Annotated in this window: 15 protein-coding genes; 8 read left to right on the forward strand and 7 right to left on the reverse strand. The window is 67.1% G+C overall.

Features of this window, described 5'->3' with window-relative positions; translation table 11 throughout:
• Positions 1-97 precede the first annotated feature (97 nt).
• From KVT32_RS32630 to KVT32_RS20500, 4 genes are all read right to left on the reverse strand, one after another.
• The gene (locus tag KVT32_RS32630) at positions 98-3,466 is read right to left on the reverse strand and encodes an autotransporter domain-containing protein (RefSeq protein WP_217618797.1); all 3,369 of its coding nucleotides are present in this window, start codon (positions 3,464-3,466) and stop codon (positions 98-100) included.
• Positions 3,467-3,825: 359 nt separating this feature from the next.
• Positions 3,826-5,814, reverse strand: a complete 1,989-nt coding sequence (locus tag KVT32_RS20490; RefSeq protein ID WP_217618798.1) for a tetratricopeptide repeat protein — start codon at positions 5,812-5,814, stop codon at positions 3,826-3,828.
• 83 nt (positions 5,815-5,897) lie between these two features.
• Positions 5,898-7,256: an ATP-binding protein gene (locus KVT32_RS20495; RefSeq protein WP_217618799.1), complete on the reverse strand. Its 1,359-nt coding sequence runs from the start codon at positions 7,254-7,256 to the stop codon at positions 5,898-5,900.
• Complete coding sequence (locus tag KVT32_RS20500; protein ID WP_063955380.1) at positions 7,253-7,924, reverse strand: response regulator; 672 nt, start codon at positions 7,922-7,924, stop codon at positions 7,253-7,255. The genes KVT32_RS20495 and KVT32_RS20500 overlap by 4 nt, the downstream gene beginning before the upstream one ends.
• A 127-nt stretch (positions 7,925-8,051) precedes the next feature.
• Here KVT32_RS20500 and KVT32_RS20505 point away from each other — a divergent pair, with 127 nt between their 5' ends.
• The 5 genes from KVT32_RS20505 to KVT32_RS20525 are packed head-to-tail and all read left to right on the forward strand — an operon-like array spanning position 8,052 to position 12,304.
• Positions 8,052-8,678, forward strand: coding sequence for a thermostable hemolysin (locus KVT32_RS20505; protein WP_175155248.1), 627 nt, complete (start codon positions 8,052-8,054; stop codon positions 8,676-8,678).
• Entirely contained in the window at positions 8,675-10,168 is a 1,494-nt protein-coding gene (locus KVT32_RS20510; protein ID WP_217618800.1) for an AMP-binding protein, read from the forward strand. Before KVT32_RS20505 ends, KVT32_RS20510 begins: the two co-directional genes overlap by 4 nt.
• A complete protein-coding gene (locus KVT32_RS20515; protein WP_152382502.1) occupies positions 10,165-10,836 on the forward strand; it encodes a TenA family transcriptional regulator in 672 nt (223 codons plus the stop codon). Before KVT32_RS20510 ends, KVT32_RS20515 begins: the two co-directional genes overlap by 4 nt.
• Complete coding sequence (locus KVT32_RS20520) at positions 10,833-11,642, forward strand: SDR family oxidoreductase (protein ID WP_152382501.1); 810 nt, start codon at positions 10,833-10,835, stop codon at positions 11,640-11,642. Before KVT32_RS20515 ends, KVT32_RS20520 begins: the two co-directional genes overlap by 4 nt.
• Before the next feature lie 2 nt (positions 11,643-11,644).
• Positions 11,645-12,304 (forward strand): hypothetical protein, encoded by a 660-nt coding sequence (locus tag KVT32_RS20525; RefSeq protein ID WP_152382500.1) that lies wholly within the window; start codon positions 11,645-11,647, stop codon positions 12,302-12,304.
• A gap of 13 nt (positions 12,305-12,317) precedes the next feature.
• On the opposite strand, the gene KVT32_RS20530 is transcribed toward KVT32_RS20525, so the two are convergent.
• Positions 12,318-13,145: a prephenate dehydratase gene (locus KVT32_RS20530; protein WP_227741399.1), complete on the reverse strand. Its 828-nt coding sequence runs from the start codon at positions 13,143-13,145 to the stop codon at positions 12,318-12,320.
• A gap of 314 nt (positions 13,146-13,459) precedes the next feature.
• Here KVT32_RS20530 and KVT32_RS20535 point away from each other — a divergent pair, with 314 nt between their 5' ends.
• Together KVT32_RS20535 and KVT32_RS20540 are read left to right on the forward strand one after the other, a co-directional pair.
• Positions 13,460-15,094 (forward strand): thiamine pyrophosphate-binding protein, encoded by a 1,635-nt coding sequence (locus KVT32_RS20535; RefSeq protein WP_217618801.1) that lies wholly within the window; start codon positions 13,460-13,462, stop codon positions 15,092-15,094.
• Between the two features lie 63 nt (positions 15,095-15,157).
• Positions 15,158-16,159 carry a tripartite tricarboxylate transporter substrate binding protein gene (locus tag KVT32_RS20540; RefSeq protein WP_175155243.1) on the forward strand — a complete coding sequence of 334 codons (1,002 nt, stop codon included), beginning with the start codon at positions 15,158-15,160 and terminating at the stop codon, positions 16,157-16,159.
• Here KVT32_RS20540 and KVT32_RS20545 read toward each other — a convergent pair.
• The gene (locus KVT32_RS20545; RefSeq protein WP_175155242.1) at positions 16,156-17,118 is read right to left on the reverse strand and encodes a LysR family transcriptional regulator; all 963 of its coding nucleotides are present in this window, start codon (positions 17,116-17,118) and stop codon (positions 16,156-16,158) included. The two genes, KVT32_RS20540 and KVT32_RS20545, sit on opposite strands and share 4 nt — an antisense overlap.
• Positions 17,119-17,237: 119 nt before the next feature.
• Between KVT32_RS20545 and KVT32_RS20550 the strand changes: the two genes are divergently transcribed.
• Positions 17,238-18,767, forward strand: a complete 1,530-nt coding sequence (locus KVT32_RS20550) for a CoA-acylating methylmalonate-semialdehyde dehydrogenase (protein WP_217618802.1) — start codon at positions 17,238-17,240, stop codon at positions 18,765-18,767.
• Between the two features lie 74 nt (positions 18,768-18,841).
• On the opposite strand, the gene KVT32_RS20555 is transcribed toward KVT32_RS20550, so the two are convergent.
• Complete coding sequence (locus KVT32_RS20555) at positions 18,842-19,591, reverse strand: sulfite exporter TauE/SafE family protein (RefSeq protein ID WP_128827573.1); 750 nt, start codon at positions 19,589-19,591, stop codon at positions 18,842-18,844.
• Positions 19,592-19,599 lie beyond the last annotated feature (8 nt).

Here is a 19,599-nt window from a genome sequence, read left to right on the forward strand (position 1 = left end):
GACGCCGGAAACTTCCGGGCAGAACGCGACTTGGCGCACGTTATTCCAAAAAAATAGGCCCACGCCATGGCGTGGGCCTATTTTCATTTACCGCGCTTTAGAACCGGTACGTCGCCTGCAGCTGGAACGTCTGTCCCGACACGTTGCCCGTGTCGAACAGCCGGTCGTAGCTGGCCGTCAGATCCATGGCCTTGCTGACGGGCATCGTGAGACCCATGCCGGCAGAGAACATGCCGCGCGAGGGCGACACGCCGGGCAGCGTGAAGCCGGTGCCGTCGGTCGCCGTGGCGTGGAATGCGCGATTGCTGTCCAGGGTTTCGTAGGCGTAGCCGACGCGGGCCTCGACGACGGCGGGCTTGTCCGACTTCATGCTGAAGGGCAGGCCCACGACGAGCTGCGCATACGGTTGCAGGCTGTTGAAGTCCTGCGAGCCGACATCCAGGTTCTGGCTGGTGGAGCCCGTTTCGCTGAAGCGTTCGGTGTGCAGGTACAGATAGCGCAGCCCGAGACGCGGCGTGATCGTGAGCGGGCCGGCGGCCAGCGGCAGGCTGGCTTGCAGGCCGGCCGTGATTTCCTGTGCGTCGGTGTCGCCGCGGGCCTTGCCAGGGCCGGGGAAGGACCGGCTCGTCTTGAGGAAGTCGTAGGCGGCGCCGACCGTCGCGGCGAGGGTCACGGCCCCCACGCGGCGGCTGCCATAGCCGGCGATGCGCAGGGTGTCGATTTTGCCGCTTGCCTCGTCTTCGGTCACATCGACGTGGCTATAGCCGCCCGCGACGCCCAGCGTCCAGGCGCCGACCTGCTGATCCAGGCCGGCCAGAAAGCCGTAATGGCGATCCTTGTAGCTGGGCGCGTCGTCGTTGCCGCGCACGTTGACGCTGTTGGAGACGATCTGGGCCCAGGCCTGGCGGCCGGGACGCGCGCAATTGGCGGGCGTCGCCGCGTCCGCGCAATCCTGACCCAGGCGCGCGAGCAGCGTGTCGTTCACGCGCTGGCCTTCGCGGATGGCGGCCGAGGCGACCGCGCCGAAGATCGTGGCGTTGGTGGGGGCAATGACGACAGTCCCGCCGCCAGTGTCCGTGCCGCCGCCGGTGTCGGTGCCGCCGCCGGTGTCCGTACCGCCGCCGGTATCCGTACCGCCGCCAGTATCTGTGCCGCCGCCGTTATCCGTGCCGCTGGCGGCCAGCGTGAGGGTGCTGCCGTCGGCCAGGTTCTGCACGCTTTGCGCCAGTTCGGCCGGCGCGTTGCTGGTCACGGACGCGAAACGGCCGGTGACGCTGGCCGCGTCGACGATGCGGAAGGACGTCGCGCTGTAGGTGCCCGGGCCGTACAGCACGTTCAGGGTGCCGGCCAGGGTGGCGGTGCCGCTCACCTTCAGTTGCGAAGCAGCCGTTGGGCTGACGTCGACGAACAGCGTGCCGGTCGGGGACTGCGTGTAATTGCCCAGGATCGTCAGCGTGCCGATGGAGCCGCCCGGACGCACGACGCCGTCGTTGGTCACATTGCCGCCAATGGAGCCGTGCCCGCGCAGCGTGCCGGCGCTGCCGACGGCCACGTCGCCCAGGATGCTGGCGGTGGGATGCGCGGCATCGCCGATCTCAAGCGTGCCCGCGGACACCGAGGTGCCGCCCGAGTAGGTGTTCACGCCGTTCAGTATCAGCATGCCGCTGCCGGTCTTGGCAAGCGCGCCGCTGCCGTTCAGCGTGGAATCGATGATGGCGGTGGTGTTGGCATCGACCTCGATGGCCGAGGTGGCCGCCGCCAGCCCGATGGCGTCGCCGGTGACGCGGTAGCCATCGGTGGAGAACTGCATGCCGTTCACGGCGATTGCGCCGTGGCTGGCGTCGACCGTCACGGTGCCCGCCGCGCCGCCGAACACCGGCCGCACGTCGGTCTGATCGAGCTTGCCGTTGGCGGTGCCGTCGGTCGAGGTCCAGTTCTTGCCGTTGGCCGTCCAGGTGCCGGAGCCGCCGGCAATTGTGCCGTCGGCCACGGTGTTGGCGCCGTCCCAATAGTGGGTCTGGGCATCGGGCGCGATGGTCACGGTCAGCGCGCCGTTCACGTCGCTCAGTTGGGCGAGCAGGCCGTTGTTGGTGGAAACGAAGGCCGTGTTGTTGGCATAGGTGCCGGAACCGGTTGCGCGCACGACCGTGTAGGACTGGCCATTGGCCAACCCCGTGCCGCCCAGGCTGATCGCCGCGCTGCTGATGGCCGCCGAGCCGTTCACGTCCAGGTAGCCATAGCTGCTGGTGTCGACGACATTGAAGGCCAGTCCGCCGCCGGTCTGCGAATAGTTGCCTGTGATGGTGATGGGGTTGTTGATCTGAAGGGTCGCGCCATAGTTGAGGACGGAACGGCCCACCGCAGCGATGTCGTTGTTCAGCAGCAGGTTTCCGCCCGAAAACACCAGGTTTGCGCCCGTCACCTTGATGAGGCCTTTATCGGCCACGCCCAGGCCGCCGCTCGCGCCGGTAAGGGTGCCGAAGACGTTGCCGCTGCCGCCTGCGATGGAAAGGGGGATGGCGCTGGCGGAGGTCAGGTCGCCCGCGATGAGGCCGCTGTTGGTGATCGTGCTGATATAGCTGTTGCTATCGAGCTGGATCGCCGCATTCCGGCCGGTGATGGTGCCGCTATTGGCGAGCAGGCTTACGCTGCTGGCGCGGGACAGGTAGATGCCTGCATCGAACGACCCGCCCATGGCGCTGCTGGGCGCACCCACGATCAGGCCCGTGTTGGTGATGGTGCCGGCCGTGCTGGCATCCATGAAGATGCCTGCGATGTCGCCAGAGAGGGTCCCGGAATTCGTGAGCGTGCCTAACCGGGCGTTGTCCTGAGCCAGGATGCCTAGCTGGCCGACGATGGTCCCCTCGTTTTGCAGCGTTTCGATGGCGCCATTTTCGGTGACCACACCGAACCCCGTGAGGAAACTGCCGATCTTGGCGCTTTGCAAGGTGCCGGTGTTGGTCAGGTTGGTGATCGTTCCGCCGTCGTTCCAGATGGCTGCAATCGTGCCGCCGAAGGAACTGTTGCTGCTGATCATCCCGGCATTGCTGATCGTGGCGATGCTGCCCTCATTGAAGATCCCGGCGCGTGCGCCGGCGATGGAGCCGCCCGTATTGTTGACCACGCTGGTGATGCTTCCAGACCCCGTATTCAGGATGCCGGCCACGGTGACGCCCGTTCCGGTGGACCAGATCAGGCCAGCGTTTTGCACCTGAGCCAGAACGGCGTCGTTCTGCATGCCCGCCAGTGTGCCAACGATGGTGCCGAGGTTCGTCAGCGTGCGGCCGGAAATGGTGCCGGAGGCGTGCAGACCGATGTCGGCGCCGGAGAGCGTGCCGGTCCCGGTGACCAAAAAGTTACCGCCCGTCCATTCGATGCAGTCGGTGGAGCCGAAGAGCGTCGTGTTGTTCCCAAATGTGAGGCACGCCGCGGCATGGACCACGCCGGGAAGCAGGCTGGCGGCCACGAGGGAAACACCCGACAGAATCTGCGTCGACCGGGCAAGCGCCGGCCTCGAGCCGGCTCGCGCGGATGCCACGGGGAAAGAGGGGGTACGTTTTTTTCGGTGTTTCAGCTTCAAGGCAAGCTCCCGCCTGGGGCGATGTCGGTTGGAATGTGCGGCAACCGTTGGAGCTATGGACTATCCGCGCGGCCGGTGCCAGGGTATGACGGCAGACAGGCGGCCTTTTGCTGGGGCGTACTATCTCACCCCGCACATTACTGGCGATGGCGCGGTCTCAAAGGCCGCAATAATGCCGAAATTCAGGCCTTTTTCCGGTTGACACTGGGGGCGCGCCGGCTTGGCCGCCGGCTGCGCCCGCATGTTCAGGCCTGGCCGCGCTGAAACCGGGTCGCCAGCGCCTGGCCCACGTCGTGCATGACCGGCTTCCAATCGCCCGGCGCGGGCTGGCGAAACAATTGCAGCGACGGATACCAGGGGGAGTCGGACCGCTGCAACAGCCAGCGCCAGTCAGGCAGGAAAGGCAGCAGCACCCAGGCGGGCCGATTCAATGCGCCGGCCAGATGCACGGGCGACGAATCGACCGAGACGAGCAGGTCGGCCAGGGACAGGATCGCGGCGGTGTCCTCAAAGTCGGCGATCTCGGCATCCAGCGGCACGATGTTCATGCCGGGCGGGGCCGTGGCGGCCTGGGCCGCGGCAGGGCCTTTCTGGATGGCCAGGTACGTGATGCCGGGCACGGCCAGGGGCGCCATGTCCGCCAAGGCAAGAGACCGGTTGGCGTCGTTCGAATGCGTGGGCCTGCCTGCCCAGGCCAGCGCCACCCATGGCCGTGGCAAGCCGGTCAGCCGCTTGCGCCATTTCTCGACGCGTGCCGCATCGGCTGACAGGTAGCCGACCTGGCCCGGCAGGTCGGCCATGCGCAGGCCGATCGCCATGGGCAGGGACATCAGTTCGCAGTGCTGGTCGAACGGCGGGGGGATCTGTCCGCGCGGGAAGGCGTCCGGGCCGACGAGGCGCCGGGCGAAGGACAGCAGGTCGGGATGGACTTCCAGCACGACGCGCGCGCCGCTGCGGGCACGGGCCGCGTCGATCAGGCGCATGAATTGCAGCGTGTCGCCGTACCCCTGCTCGTCATGAATGAGCAGCGTCTGACCCGCGATGCGGCTGCCGTCCCAGCGCGGCCGCTGCACCTTGCGGTCCATCGCCGCGGTATGGGAAAGGCTGTAGCGCCAACGGTATTCCGTCCAGCCGCGCTCGAAATCCCCTTGCAGCAAGCGCGTTTCGGCCAGGTCGAATCGGGCGGACAGGTTGCCGGGCATGGCGGTGGCGAGCATGGCCTGAATGTCAGCGGCTTCCTGAACGCGCCCTTGAAATTTCACTGCCAGACCGAGAAGGCGCCAAAGTACGGCGGGAGCGCCGCGCGGGTCCATGTTCTCGCGCAGTAGCCGCTCGGCTTCGGCGTTCTGTCGCTCAGTCAGCAGATCGCGGACGCGGCGTGCCAAGTCTTCCAAGTCTTGCGCTTCGGCTGTTGCAGCCTGCGAGCCGCATGCCGTCCGCAGGCGCGTGCGCAGTTCAAGCGCCTGCGGATGGCTGGGCGCGAAGGCCAGCAGCGCTTCGGTCCATTGCAGCGCTTGCGCGGGCCGCGACCGCGCCGCTTCGATTTCCGCCAGATTGATGTACGCGTTCGCCAGGCGCGGGTTGCATTCGATGGCGCGCTGCCCGGCGTTTGCCGCGGCCTCGTAATCGCCCAGTTCGCGCAGCACGAAGGCAAGGTTGCTGTGCGCCTCGGCGTAGTCGCCGCGCAATGCGAGCGCCTGGACGTAATGCTGACGCGCTTCGTCCAGGCGATTCACGCCCGTGTACGCGTTGCCGAGATTGTTGAGGGCCTCGGGGCTGTGCGGCTGAAGTTGCGCCACCCGTTCAAGACACTCGACGCTGTCGGCGTGGCGCCCGGATTCCTGCAGGATGATTCCCAGGTTGTTCCACGCCATGACCAGCCCGGGCTCTCGTTGCGTGGCATGGCGCGCGGCGGCCTCGCCTTCAGCGAGCAGGCCTTGCTGCCGGCAGATTTCAGCCAGGTTGCCGAAGTAGACCGCCGGCGCGGCGTCGGTCCGGCAAGCGTGCCGCAGCAGGTCGAGCGCCAGCGCGGGCTGGCCGTGCGTGTGCGCGATCAGGCCCAGCAGGTGGGAGGCATCGACCTGTCCTGGCGATGCGGCCAGAATGCGGCGGCACAGGATCTCTGCCTGGGCCGCCTGTCCGGCGTTCCAATGGGCGTGGGCCTGTTGCAGGGCTTCGCGCAGCGAAAGCTGCGTGCCTGTCGTTGGCGGTGGCGGTGCGGGCGTGGAGGCCATGGTCAGACCAGCGGCCGCCGTCCGGGCCGGCCTGAAGGGAAACGTGAAGCGCAGATTCTAGTGCCTTCGCGCGGGCTTGCCATCTACGCGCCGCGGCGTATCGTCACCCGCAGGCCCGGGCCGAAATCGCTTTGCGCATCGCGCATGGCGAATGCGATGCGCATGCCGTGCGCATGGGCGATGCGGCGGGCGATGGAGACGCCCAGGCCGCTGCCGGCTTCCTCGTTGCCGGCCGCGCGAAGGAACCGGTCGCCCAGCCGTGGCAGCACCTCGGGCGCAACGCCCGGCCCCTGGTCGTCGACCGATATTTGCGAGGGCGAGAACGCCAGACGCACCCGGCCATGGCGCGGGCCGTACCGGATGGCGTTGTCCAGGATGTTTTTCAGCATGATGACCAGCGCGTCGGCATCGCCGGCCATGGGCAGCGGCAGCACGCCCGGCGCGGGCCATTCCACCGCGATGTCCACGTCCCGCCGGTTGGCGATCCAGAGGCAGTCGCTGACCGCCTGCTCGGCCACGCCGCCCCAGTCGACAGCGCCGCCGAAGTCCGTGTGATTGGCATTGTCCAATCGCGCCATCGTCAGCAGCTGCGAGACCAGCCGGTCCAGCCGCTCCATCCCGCGCGTCACGCTGGTCTGCGCCTGTTGCAGCGCCTGCGGGTCTTGCGTGCGCCGCATCACGTCCCACTGCGCCCGCACGGCAGCCAGCGGCGTGCGCAGCTCGTGCGCCGCATCCGCGGTCAGCCGGCGCTCTTGTTCGATCAGCGTACCGACCCGCGCAAGCAGGCCATTCATGGACGTTATCAGCGGCGTGAGCTCGCCCGGCACGCCGGACAGCGGCAAGGGCTTGGCGTCGTCCGGGCTGCGCCGTTCCAGTTCGGACGACAGCCTGCGCACGGGGGACATCGCCTGGCGCACCGCGTAGATCAGCAGTGCGATCAGCACCGGCAGGCCCAACAGCCACGGCAGGATCTGCCCCGCCACGTAGGCGATCACGAGGTCGTCGCGTTCTCCGATGCGCTGTCCCACGCCAACCCGCGTCTGGCCCGAGGGATCGTCCAGGTAAAAGAGGCGCCAGCGTTCGCCGTTGACGATGCTTTCCGCAAACCCTACGCGGTCTTCGTTGCGGGGAAACTGCATGGCTTCGGGATCCAGCACCAGAGGGGCTTGCGCACCGCGCCATATGGCCACCGACAGATCGCCAAGGCCGGCATCGCCCGCTGTGTCCGATGCGGGCAACTGGGCGCGCGCGGGCTGTGTCTGGGCGGAAGGCGGGATCAGCGCCGATATCGCGATCGTCTGTTGCGCCAGGCGCACCATGTCGGTGTCATAGAGCTCGTTGATCTCGTGGGCGGCTCGCCAGTACGTGCCTGCGATGGTGACGAGCCACGAGAATGGCGCCGCAAGCAGCACGGCAATGATCAGGCGGCGTTGCAACGTCATGAGTCGGCTTCCACCTGGCCCAGCGCGTAACCCGACCCCCGCACGGTGCGCACGATCTTCGGATGGATCTTCTTGCGCAGATGATGCACGAACACCTCCAGCGCATTGCTTTCGAGTTCGGCTTCCCAGTCGTAGAGCTTGTCGCGGATAAAGTCGCGCGTCAGCACGCGATTCGGATGTGTCAGGAACAGTTCCAGCAGCAGCGCTTCGCGCGTCGTGAGGTCGACCTTCTGGCCTTTCCAGTGCACTTCGTGGAGAGCTGGGTGGTAGTCGAGATCGCCGTGGCGCCAGACGGGTTCGGGTTTGCCGGCCACGCGCCGCGTGACCGCCCGCAGGCGTGCCGCCAGTTCATCCAGGGTGATGGGCTTGATGAGGTAATCGTCCGCGCCGGCATCCAGGCCCGCGATGCGGCTAGAGACCGCTTCGCGCGCCGTCAGGATGACAACCGGCACGGTGCGCCCTTCGCGGCGCCAGCGGTTGAGCAGCGACACGCCGTCTTCGCCCGGCAGGCCAAGATCGAGGACTACGGCGTCGTAGTGCACAACGCTGATCGCCTGGTCGCCTTCCCGGCTGCTGGAGAACCAATCGACGGCATAGCCCAGAAGCCGTAAGCCGGATTTAATACCATCGCCAATGAGCGGGTCGTCTTCAATGATGAGAATTCTCATTTATCGTCTTCTCGCCGTGCAGGATTGAAATTAACACCGCCCGGGTGGTTAATTTCTCATTAAGGTTCCATGCCTAAGCTGCGCTCCATCGTATCGGGAAAATCAGTTCCTAAGCATGGAATACCGCATGCCCCACAACAAATGTTTCGCCCCGTCCGCCTGGACGGCGATGGCCGCGCGGCCTCGGGCCATGCCCGCCACGCTGCACATCCATCCCATCGAGGATCCGATGCGCGCGCGGATCGAGTCCTACATTCACCAACGTTATCAACAGCGCTTCGGCGCCCGGCTGACCGAGTGGCTGCCCACGCTGGTCAGCGTGCAGCGCGACGGCGAGATCCTGGCGGCGGCGGGCTATCGCAGCGCGAGCGATCCGCTTTTTCTGGAACGCTACCTGTCCGCGCCCATCGAGCAATACGTGCGCGATCAAGGCGCGCCGGTTGCGCGCAGTCTCATCGTTGAAGCCGGGCAGTTCGCCGCCGTGCGTCCCGGCGGCGGCAGGTTGCTGGTGCCGCTTCTGGCACGGCATCTGCACGCCGAGGGCTTTGATTGGGCGGTCAGCACGCTCACCATCGAACTGCACCATCTGTTCCAGCGAATGGGGTTGGCGCATCAGCCGATCTCGGCGGCCACCTCGGACCACCTGAACGAAGCCGAACGCAAGGACTGGGGCAATTACTACGCGCATGCGCCGACGGTGTTCGCGGGGCGGCTCAATGCCATTCTTGGCCGCCTTCCGGAGCTGGACGTATGAACGTGTCCCGCTTTTTCTCGCTGTTGAGGGAACCTGCCCGCGCGCGTGCCGTTGCGGTCCAGACCCAGTCAGAGGGATTGGACTACGCGGCGCTGCTCGCCCGCGTGGACTCGCTTGCCGGCGACCTCGCGGCGCGCGGGGCGACGGTCGTGGCCTCGCTGATGGACAACGGTCTTGAGTGGATCGTGTTGGATCTGGCCTGTCTTCAAGCGGACGTGGTGCACGTGCCCCTGCCGCTGTTCTTCACGCCGGGCCAGTGGCGCGAGACCCTGGACGCCGCAGGCGTGAACGCCGTCGTCGGACCTGGGTCATTGCAGCCCATGTTGCAGGCCTTCGGTTTTGAGATCGCCGCGCAATGGCAGGGTCACACAGCGCTGTTCCGGCGCGCTTTCGCCAAGGTGCCATTGCCCGCCGGCACGGCGAAGATCACCTTTACGTCCGGGTCGACCGGCAGCCCGAAGGGCGTGTGCCTGGGCGCGGACCAGATGCTCGCGGTGGCGGGGGGGCTTGCAGCCGCCACGCGGCCGCTAGGCATCGTGCGCCATTTCACGGCGCTGCCCCTGCCCGTGCTGCTGGAGAACATCGCGGGCGTCTACGCGCCCCTGATCGAGGGCGCGGCGATCTGCGTCAATCCCTTGAAGGACATCGGGCTCCAGGGATCGTCGCGCTTCGATCCGGCCGTGTTTCACCAGGCCCTCGTGGCGGGCCGCGCGCAAAGCGTCATCGTGCTGCCGCAGATGTTGCGCGCTTATGCGGGCTGGCTGCGGGCGGCGGGCCTCGCAGGCCCCGGCACGCTGCGCTTCGTTGCGGTGGGCGGGGCGGCGGTGGGAACCGACCTGCTGGAATACGCCCGCTCGCTGGGGATACCCGCCTATGAAGGCTACGGGCTGTCGGAGGCCTGCTCGGTGCAGACCCTGAACCTGCCCGCCGCGGACTGTCCCGGCTCGGCGGGCCGCCCCTTGCCGCATGCGCGCGTGCGCGTCGCTGCCGACGGTGAAATCGAGGTGGCCGGCGCGCTGGCGCTGGGCTATCTGGGGCAGCCCGCGATGCCCTCGACATGGCTGCCGACAGGCGACCTGGGCTGCATCGACGATGCCGGATTCCTGCATATCCGCGGTCGAAAGAAGAATGTGCTGATTACCGGATACGGACGCAATGTGTCGCCCGAATGGGTCGAGCTGCGCCTGGCGAACCAGCCCGTCATCGCGCACTGCGTGGTGTTGGGCGAAGGCCAGGCAGCGCTGGGCGCCGTGATCTGGCCGCTGGGCGATCCCAGCGACAGCGCCATTCAAGCGTGCGTCGACCAGGTCAACCAGGGGCTGCCGGATTATGCCCGGATCGGATCCTGGATGCGCGCGCGGGCCGAGTTCTCTGCCACCAGCGGCCTGGCAACGGTGAACGGGCGTCCGCGCCGGCAGGCCGTCGCCGAATTGCACGCCGATCTCTTTTCCGCGGGTTACCGCTCAACTATCGATGTAGACCCATCATGACCTTTTTCGAACAGTTGCTTGATCAGACGCGCGAGGCCCGGGAGTCCCTGGTGGCCACGCCCATCATCCAGGATTGCCTGCGCGGCCAGGTCGCGCGGCCCGCCTATGCGGCGTTTCTGCGCGAGGCCTATCACCACGTCAGCCACACCGTGCCGCTGATGCACGCGTGCCGCGCGCGCATGCCGGCACGACTGGCATGGATGCTGCCCGCGATCGATGAATACATCGAGGAGGAGACCGGCCACGATGCCTGGATCCTCAATGACCTGCGTGCGCTGGGACACGATGCGGACGAGGTTCGCCGCGCCGGACCCGGGCCGGCCACCGAAATCATGGTGGCTTACGCCTACGACACCATCGCGCGCAAGAATCCGGTGGGATTCTTCGGCATGGTGCACGTGCTGGAGGGCATCAGCGTCACGCTGGCCTTGAACGCCGCGGACCAGATCCAGCGCGCGCTGGCGCTGCCGCCAAGCGCCTTCAGCTATCTGCGATCCCACGGCACGCTGGACCAGGAGCACACCGCGCATTTCGCCGATCTGGTCAACCGCCTGGACGACGACGCCGACCGCGCCGCCGTGGTCCATGCCGCCAACATGTTCTACGGGCTTTATGGGGCGATCTTCCGTTCCCTGCCGCGCTCGTCTTCGCAAGGACAAGGCGCATGAGCCCGCGCGATGCCTCCGTCGTGTTGACGGGCGCCGCGGGCGGCCTCGGAAGCGCGATTGCGCGCCGGCTCTTCGACGAAGGCGCGAGTCTGCTGCTGGTCGGCCGCAGCGAAGCGCCCTTGCTGGCGCTGGCGCAGTCGCTGAGCGCCGGGGCGCGCGACCGGTCGCGTGTGGACGCGCTGGTGGTGGACGTGACCACCGACGCCGGCCGCAACGCGGTCATCGATGCCGCCGGCGCCCGCAATGCCAACGTGCTCATCAACAATGCGGCGCTGGCCGCGTTCGGACCCGCGCAGTCCCTGCAGACCGAAGCGCTGCGCCAGCTCATGGACACGAATGTCGTCGCGCCCATGATGCTGACCGCCGGCATGCTGCCGCTGTTGCTGGCGCAGCCGCGCGCACAGGTGCTGAACATCGGATCGACGCTGGGCAGCCTGGGCGTGCCGGGGTTCTCGGCCTATGCGGCAAGCAAGGCCGCGCTTCGGATGTACTCCGAAGCCTTGCGCCGCGAACTGGCCGACTCGTCCGTCCGGGTGCAGTACTACGCGCCCCGGGCCATCGACACGCCATTCAACTCGCCCGAAGTGCTGGCGTTCAACAAAGAAACCGATTCGGCCAGCGATAGCCCGGAAGAAATCGCAGAGGCGGTATCGCGCATGCTGCAAAGCGAATCGCGCCAACGCTTCGCGGGCGGAATCGAATCCGTGGCGGCACGGCTGAATGGTCTTTGCCCTGAATGGTTGGACGGCGCGTTTGCGAAGCATCGCCGCGCCTTGATGTCGTTGAAATTTCCTACTGGAGCCTAGTCATGAATCAGAATATCGGCCTGCGCAATGCGGCCGCCGGCTTGCTGGCGGGCGTGGCGTGCTTGTTTTCCACCTTTACCCTCGCGGCGCCCGCCGACATGGACCAGGGTATCCGCGAGCTGCAAAACGGCTGGGCGGACATTCAATACAAGACCCCGCCCAACGATCGCGCCAAGCGCTTCGAGGCACTGTCCAAGCAGGCCCACGACCTGACGCAGCGTTACGCCAACAAAGCCGAACCGCACATCTGGGAAGGCATCATCCTGAGCTCGTGGGCCGGCGCCAAGGGCGGCATGGGGGCGCTCAGCCTGGCGAAACAGGCCAAGGCCGAGTACGAAACCGCCATCCAGATCGACAGCAAGGCGCTGGACGGGTCCGCGCTGAACAGCCTGGGCGTGCTGTATTACAAGGTGCCCGGCTGGCCAGTGGGATTCGGCGACAACAAGCGCGCCGAGGCCTTGCTGCAGCAGGCGTTGACCATCAACCCGGACGGCATCGATCCGAACTACTTCTACGCGGATTATTTGGTGTACCGGAACCGCAAGTCCGAAGCGATTCCCTACCTGGAAAAGGCGCTGAAAGCGCCGCCCCGCCCCGGCCGCGAAGTGGCTGACGAGGGCCGGCGGGAGGAAGTCCGGACACTGATGAAGGAAGCGCGCTGAAGGCGAGGGCGGCTCACTTGCGCGGGTAGGAACCCAGCAACCGGAATTCGGGATGCGCCTTCAAAAGCCCGGCCAGGGGTTCCTGCGCGGCATGGCCCGCGACCTCGACGAGATACCGGTGCGTGTCCAGGGTCTTTTTGCTGGGACGCTCATAGATCGTCAGCACGGCAACGTTGGCCTGCACGAGGGCGCGCAGTGCATCATTCAGGTTGTCGTCCGCGGTCGAGAGCACCAGCGAGGTCTTGTCATGTCCCGTGGGCGCCGGCAGGTCGCGGCCCAGTACCCACCAGCGCGTCACATTGTGCGGTCCTTCCTCGATCCCATCGACCAGCGCGCTCAGCGCATACACGCTGGCGCCCACCTTCGGACCGAACGAGGCCTTGTCGAGGGTGGCGCTTTCCGCAACGGTCTTGGCCGCGGCGCCGCCACTTGCGGACTCGGTGCGCTTCACCGTGGGCATTTCCCGGTCCAGCCAGGGTTTCACTTCCTCGAATGCCACCGGGTGGGCGAACACTTCCTTGATGTCTTGCAGCTTCGCGCCGGGTCGCGCCAGCAGGCTGTAGCCCAGCATCTTGGGGTATTCGCCGACCACCACGGCATTGGGCAGATCCAGCACCGCGTCCAGATAGGGCGTGACGCCAACGACCGACGTCGTCACGGGGACGCACGCCCGGGTCAGCTTGCCCGATGCGTAGCCGGAAAACAGTTCATCGCGCGTGAGCGGGGCAAGCGCGTTGGGCCCGAACAGGTCCAGGCACGCCTGATGCGTCCAGGAGCCCGCGGGCCCCAGGTAACCAATGGAACCGGCAAAGCTGGGGGTCATCGTCATCATCCAGGTCATGAGGCCAACTGCCGCGCCAAGGTGTCTTTTTGCCATGGTGTCGCCTTCGAAGAGGGCCGCGCGACGGCCGCGCAATGTCATGAATCGCCAAGACGGTATGAAACACCAGGCGCGCCGATCTGTATAGAGGGATCCGCTTTCAGCGTGTGAGGTCTGGCCGCCACGCGTCGGCGGGCGCGATCCTTGGTTCAAAAAACATCAACCAAAACGCCGCTGTTACCCGATACACTGAGCCGCAAATGGGTCAAAGAAACATGTCGGATCAATAAAAGGTTGCAAGGCAAAGCCAAGCGCAACCTCGGGGGGAGACAAACGTGCTTGGTTCTGAGTTGATCATTCGCTCGCTGCGTCGGCGGGGCGTCAATACCATTTTCAGCCTCTCCGGCAACCAGATCATGCCGCTATACGATGCCTGTATCGACGCAGGCATCCGCATCATCCACGTCCGGCACGAAGCGGCCGCGGTCTTCATGGCCGATGCGTGGTCGCAGATTACCGGCGAACTCGGCGTGGCGTTGATCACCGCCGCGCCGGGCCTGACCAACGGACTCGCGCCGCTTTATTCGGCCTCGCAGGCGGAAAGCCCGGTGCTGCTCATCTCGGGCGACTCTTCGGTGTCGGAAGACGGCTCTGGCGCGTTCCAGGAACTGGACCAGGTCTCCATCACCCGTCCGCTGACCAAGTTGTCGGTCCGCCCGCGGTCCGCGGCAGCGCTTTGCCCTGCGCTCGAAGCGGCGATCTCGCAGGCGCTTGCGCCGCGTCGCGGCCCCGTCCACCTGGCGTTGCCCTTTGACCTGCTGACCGCCGAATCGGGCATGGCGGACCTTCCCGACGCGCCAGCCGTTCAGCCGGTTGCCGCGCTGGATGCTGTCAGCGGGAACCCGCTGGCTGACCTGTTGCATTCGGCCCAGCGTCCGCTGGTGCTGGCCGGGCCGGCGAGCGCGCGGCCGCAAGGACGTTCCGCGCGCGCGGCAGCCGAAGCCGCGCTGGGGCTGCGCATCATCCCGATGGAAAGCCCCCGCGGGCTGAAAGATCCGTCGCTGGGGGCCTTGGCCGGCATCATCCCAAGCGCCGATCTGATCGTGCTGGCGGGAAAGTGCCTGGACTTCACGCTGGGATTCGGCAGCACCGGCGCCCTTGGGCAAGAGGCCCGCGTCGCGGTCATCGACCCGGACCCCGCGATGCTGGAACGCGCGGGCCGGCTGCTGGGCACGCGTCTGGTCCTGGCATTGCATGCCGACCCGGCGGCGGCGCTGGCGGCGGTGGCGGCGGCGCAACCGTCGGCCGAACGCCTTGCGTGGCGCGCCCAGGTCGATGAAGCGCTGCAAAGCCGGACGGTGAAGACGCCGTCCGCACCGACGCAGGGCGCATTGGATCCGCGCGCGCTGTGCGAGACCGTGCAGGCGTTTCTGGCGTCCGCGCCCGATCCGATCCTGATCTGCGACGGCGGCGAGTTCGGCCAATGGGCGCAAGCCTTCTGCCAGGCGCCGGTCCGCATCATCAACGGCATGTCCGGGGCGATCGGCGCAGGGGTCTGCTATGCGATCGCCGCAAAGATCGCACGGCCAGGCGCCACGGTGGTCGTCATGATGGGCGACGGCACCGCCGGGTTCCACCTGATGGAGCTGGACACGGCGGTGCGCGAAGGCGCGGCGATCACGGCGGTGATCGGCAACGACCTGCGCTGGAACGCCGAGCACCTGATTCAAATGCGCACCTACGGCCCGCAGCGGCTGATCGGGTGCGAGCTTTCTCCGGCGGCTCGCTATCACGATGTCGCCTCGGCGCTGGGCGGCGCGGGGTTTGCGGCGCACGACGCCGCAGGCCTGGCCACCGCCTTGCGCCAGGCCGCCGCCAGCGGCCTGCCAGCCTGCATCAACGTGTCTCTCGCGGGCGAGGCCGCGCCGGTTTTCCACGCAGCATCAATGCAGTCCACGACCGGTCATTGAGCTCAAGGCATCGAGCGTTGCCGCAGTCCGGTTTCGTCCCGTAGAACGACCAGGAGACATCCCATGATCAGCCTCACCGGCATCCGCCCGGGCGGGTCCGCTCGCGCCGCGTTTTGCCTGCTTCTCGCCTGTCCCGGCCTGGCCGCTGCCCAGGCTTACCCTGCCAAACCGATTCAGCTCATCGTCCCTTTCAGCGTGGGCGGCGACGCCGACATGGCGGCCCGCAATCTGTCCGCCGCCGCGCAAGGCGTTCTTGGGCAGCCGGTGGTCGTGGTCAACAAGGCCGGGGCCAACGGCGCGATCGGATCGGCCGCGGTCAAGAATGCAGCGCCCGACGGGTACACGCTGCTGATGGGACGCATTGGTTCCCAGGTCCTCCTGCCCGCGTTGCAGCCCAAGACAACGCCCTATACCTCGAAGGATTTCACGTTCATCGGGCTGCTGGAGCTGAACCCCGTGGTCTGTGTGGTGCATCCGGATAGCACGTACCGGACCATCGGCGATCTGTCCCAGGCATTGAAGGCCAGGCCCGGCAAGCTGAACTACAGCCATTCCGGCCCCGCGACCGTGCAGAACCTTGCCCCGCAACTGTTGCTCAGCAGTCTGGGGCTGAAGCCCGACGCGGCCGTCAGCGTCCCGTACAAGGGCGGCAGCGAGGTGGCCATGGCGGTACTAAGCCGCGATGTGGACTTCGCCTGCAACAACTTGAGCTCGATGACCGGAATTCTTGCGGGTGGAAAGTTGCGCGCCTTGCTGACGACGACGCCGGAACGCCTTGCGCAGTTTCCGGACATTCCGACCGCACGCGAATCGAATCTGCCGCAGCTCGAGGCCGTCATCGGCTGGAGCGGGCTGTTCGGGCCGCCGGGCATGAGCGCCGAAGCGGTGGACAAGTGGGCCTCCGCGCTTCAGCAGATCTCGAAGGACCCGAAGTGGATCGAAGGCAACGCCAACTTCGGCGGCATTCCGCATGTGTTGTCGCCCGCCGATACGGCAAAGTATGTCGATCAGGGCGCCACCATTTATGCCGAGCTGGTGGCCAAGGCGGGGTTGCAGGTCAATTAGCCGTGGGCATGCGGGGCGATGCCGGCCGCCAGGCCTTCGGCGGCCGGAATCGCCTGGCGCAGATACTGGACGAACGAGGTCACGGTCAGGGGCACGCGCGGCGTGTAGGGCCTGACTGCATAGAGCCGTTCGGCATAGTCGCCAACGACGCGCCATCCTGGCAGGACCTCGACCAGCGTGCCGCGCTGCAGCGCCTGGCCCGCGCTGAAATCCGGAAGCAGCGCGATGCCGACCGAGCCGGCGGCCGCCTCGCGCAGGACTTCACTGTTGTTGGCCGTGAAGCTGCCGCGCACCGGCACGGCGACGCGCTTGTCCCCATCAAGCGATTCGAACGACCAGGTCGCGCCGCCGCTGCGACGCAGGTAGTGCAGGCAATTGTGGCTCTCTAGATCCGTAGGCGTGCGCGGCGTGCCGTGCGCCGACAGATACTGCGGCGCGGCGACGAGCACCGAGCGCGTCTCGCAGATCAACGAGGCGACATGGGTGTCGGGCACGCCGGCGACATGCCGGATCGCCAGGTCGAATCCCTCGGTGGCCAGGGAAGCCAGGTGGTCGCTCAGCTCAAGCTGAATCCGGACGTCCGGAAAGCGCGCGAGGAAACCGGGTATCAGCGGCGCGATGACCTGGCGCCCCAAGGCGACGGGTGCCGTCACGGACAACACGCCGCGCGGGCCGTCGGACAAGTCGCGGACCGCGGAGAATCCCGCTTCGATGCGCTGGTAGGCCGACGCGGTGTGGTCGACCAGGCTTGCCCCCGCCTCGGTCAGGCTGACACTGCGCGTGGTTCGCCGCACGAGGGGAACGCCGGCCGCCTGCTCCAGTTCCACGATGCGCTGGCTGACCGACGCCTTGCTGATCTGCAGCCGGCGCGCGGCGGCCGTGAAGCTTCCGGTGTCGGCCAGCACGCCCAGGCAGTGAATGTGCGACCACAGGTCTTCCAGGCGTCTTGTCTTTGTCATGCCAATTTCCATTGTTCAGAACCGCAAACACTGAGTCCAGCCTTCTGGTCTCGACGCGCGGCGGGCGGCACGACATAGTGCCAGCACCCGCACTTCACGCTTGAGCACAGGAGAACACCATGCATGCAACCCCGCGCAGCGCCGGCGAATCCATCGCCGGACACTTTATCGCCGGAAGCCGCGTCGATGGGACAGGCGCGCGCCAGCCCATCTTCAATCCGGCCACGGGCGGCGTCACCCGTCACGTCACGCTGGCCACGCCCGACGAGGTGCAGCGCGCGGTAGCCAGCGCGCAGGCCGCTTTCCCGGCATGGGCCGACACGCCGCCGATCCGCCGTGCGCGCGTGTTGTTCAGATTTCTTGAACTGCTGAACCGCCACCGCGACGAGCTCGCTCACCTGATCACCGCCGAGCACGGCAAGGTGTTCAGCGATGCGCAAGGCGAAGTCGCGCGCGGCATCGACATTGTGGAGTTCGCCTGCGGCATTCCGCAACTGCTCAAGGGCGCGCACACCGAACAGGTTTCCACCGGCATCGACAACTGGACGTTGCGCCAGCCGCTGGGCGTCGTGGCCGGCATCACGCCTTTCAATTTTCCGGTGATGGTGCCGATGTGGATGTTTCCGGTGGCTATTGCTGCAGGCAACACGTTCGTGCTCAAGCCCAGCCCGACGGATCCCAGTGCGTCGCTGCGCATCGCCGAACTGCTGCGCGAGGCAGGTCTGCCCGATGGCGTGTTCAACGTGGTGCAGGGCGACAAGGTCGCCGTGGATGCGCTGCTGACGCATCCCCACGTGAAGGCGGTGAGCTTTGTGGGGTCCACGCCGATCGCCAATTACATCTACGAGACGGGCGCCCGCCTGGGCAAGCGCGTGCAGGCGCTGGGCGGCGCCAAGAACCATATGGTGGTGATGCCCGATGCCGATATCGATCAGGCCGTGGACGCCTTGATCGGCGCCGGATACGGGTCGGCGGGCGAGCGGTGCATGGCGATCAGCGTGGCCGTGCTGGTGGGCGACGTGGCCGACCGCCTGCTGCCCAGGCTGATCGCGCGTACGAAGGCCTTGAAGGTGCTGGACGGCGAGAACCCCGCCGCCGAAATGGGTCCGATCGTGACCCGCGCCGCGCACGAGCGCATCAGCGGCTACATCGCGCTGGGAGAGGCGGAGGGCGCGAAGCTGCTGGTCGATGGCCGAGGCTTCAACGGCACGCAGGCGGGCGAGGGGTGCGGCGACGGCTTCTGGATGGGCGGCACGTTGTTCGACCACGTCACGCCCGACATGCGCATCTACAAGGAAGAAATCTTCGGTCCGGTCCTGGGCTGCGTGCGGGTCAAGGACCTGAAGGAAGCCGTGGATCTCATCAACGCGCATGAGTTCGGCAACGGCGTCGCGTGCTTTACGCGGGACGGCAACGTGGCGCGCGAATTCGGCCGGCGCATCGAGGTCGGCATGGTAGGCATCAATGTGCCCATTCCCGTCCCGATGGCCTGGCACGGCTTTGGCGGCTGGAAGCGCAGCCTTTTTGGCGACATGCATGCCTACGGCGAAGAAGGCGTGCGCTTCTACACCCGCCAGAAGTCGATCATGCAGCGCTGGCCGGAGAGCATCGGCAAGGGCGCGGAGTTCGCGATGCCGACGGCGAAGTGATCGTGGCGGCGGGCGGCGGGCACGCGGCCGCCCGCCCGCGCCGCGGGCCGCCAGCCCGCGCGGCGCAATGCCGCTCATGCGGGCGACATCCACCCGCGGTAGATCGCGCCGGCGCCCGCGATCGCAAGCAGCACGAAGATGGATCGCTTCAGCAGTTCGGGAGAGACGCGCGTTCTGAAGCGCGAGCCGGCGTACAGGCCGATGAGCGCGACGGGCAGGAGCACGGCGGCGGCGCGCAGGATGTCCGGATTGGAGTACATCCCCGCGGCCCCGAACGCGGCCGCCCGCACGATCCCGCTCAGCAGGATCACGACCGAAATGGTTGCCCGGAATTGCTCCAGCGCGTCCAGGCGTCGCGAGAGGTAGATCGTGTAGATGGGGCCGCCGGTGCCGAACAGCGCGCTGAAGACGCCGCCGAACACCCCGAACGGAAACGCCCAGAAGGGCTTGAGCGGCGGCTTGGCGCCGCCCCGGGCGCCTCGCAGGCCCTGGATGCACACGACCAGCACGAACGCGCCCAGAAGGATCAGGGGCCAGCGGGCCCCGGCGTCGCGCAGCAGCGTGACACCCAGCGCGATGCCCAGCAGCATCCAGGGCAGCAGACGCTTGAACTCGGCCAGGCTGACGCGTCTCCAGTTTCTGCCGCCGACCAGGGCCGTGCAGGTCAGGTCAAACAGCACGACCAGCGGCACGGCCAGTTGCAGGGGAATGAATTGGACCAGCACGGGCACGGCGACCATGGCCGCGCCGAATCCCGTCATCCCGAAGACCGTGTAGGCGACGAAGATGACGGGGATGACAAACGCAAGCGATTCGGTGGGCATGGGGGGAA

Origin of the sequence: Achromobacter sp. GbtcB20, assembly GCF_019091095.1 — a bacterium.
Lineage (GTDB): Bacteria > Pseudomonadota > Gammaproteobacteria > Burkholderiales > Burkholderiaceae_B > Achromobacter > Achromobacter mucicolens.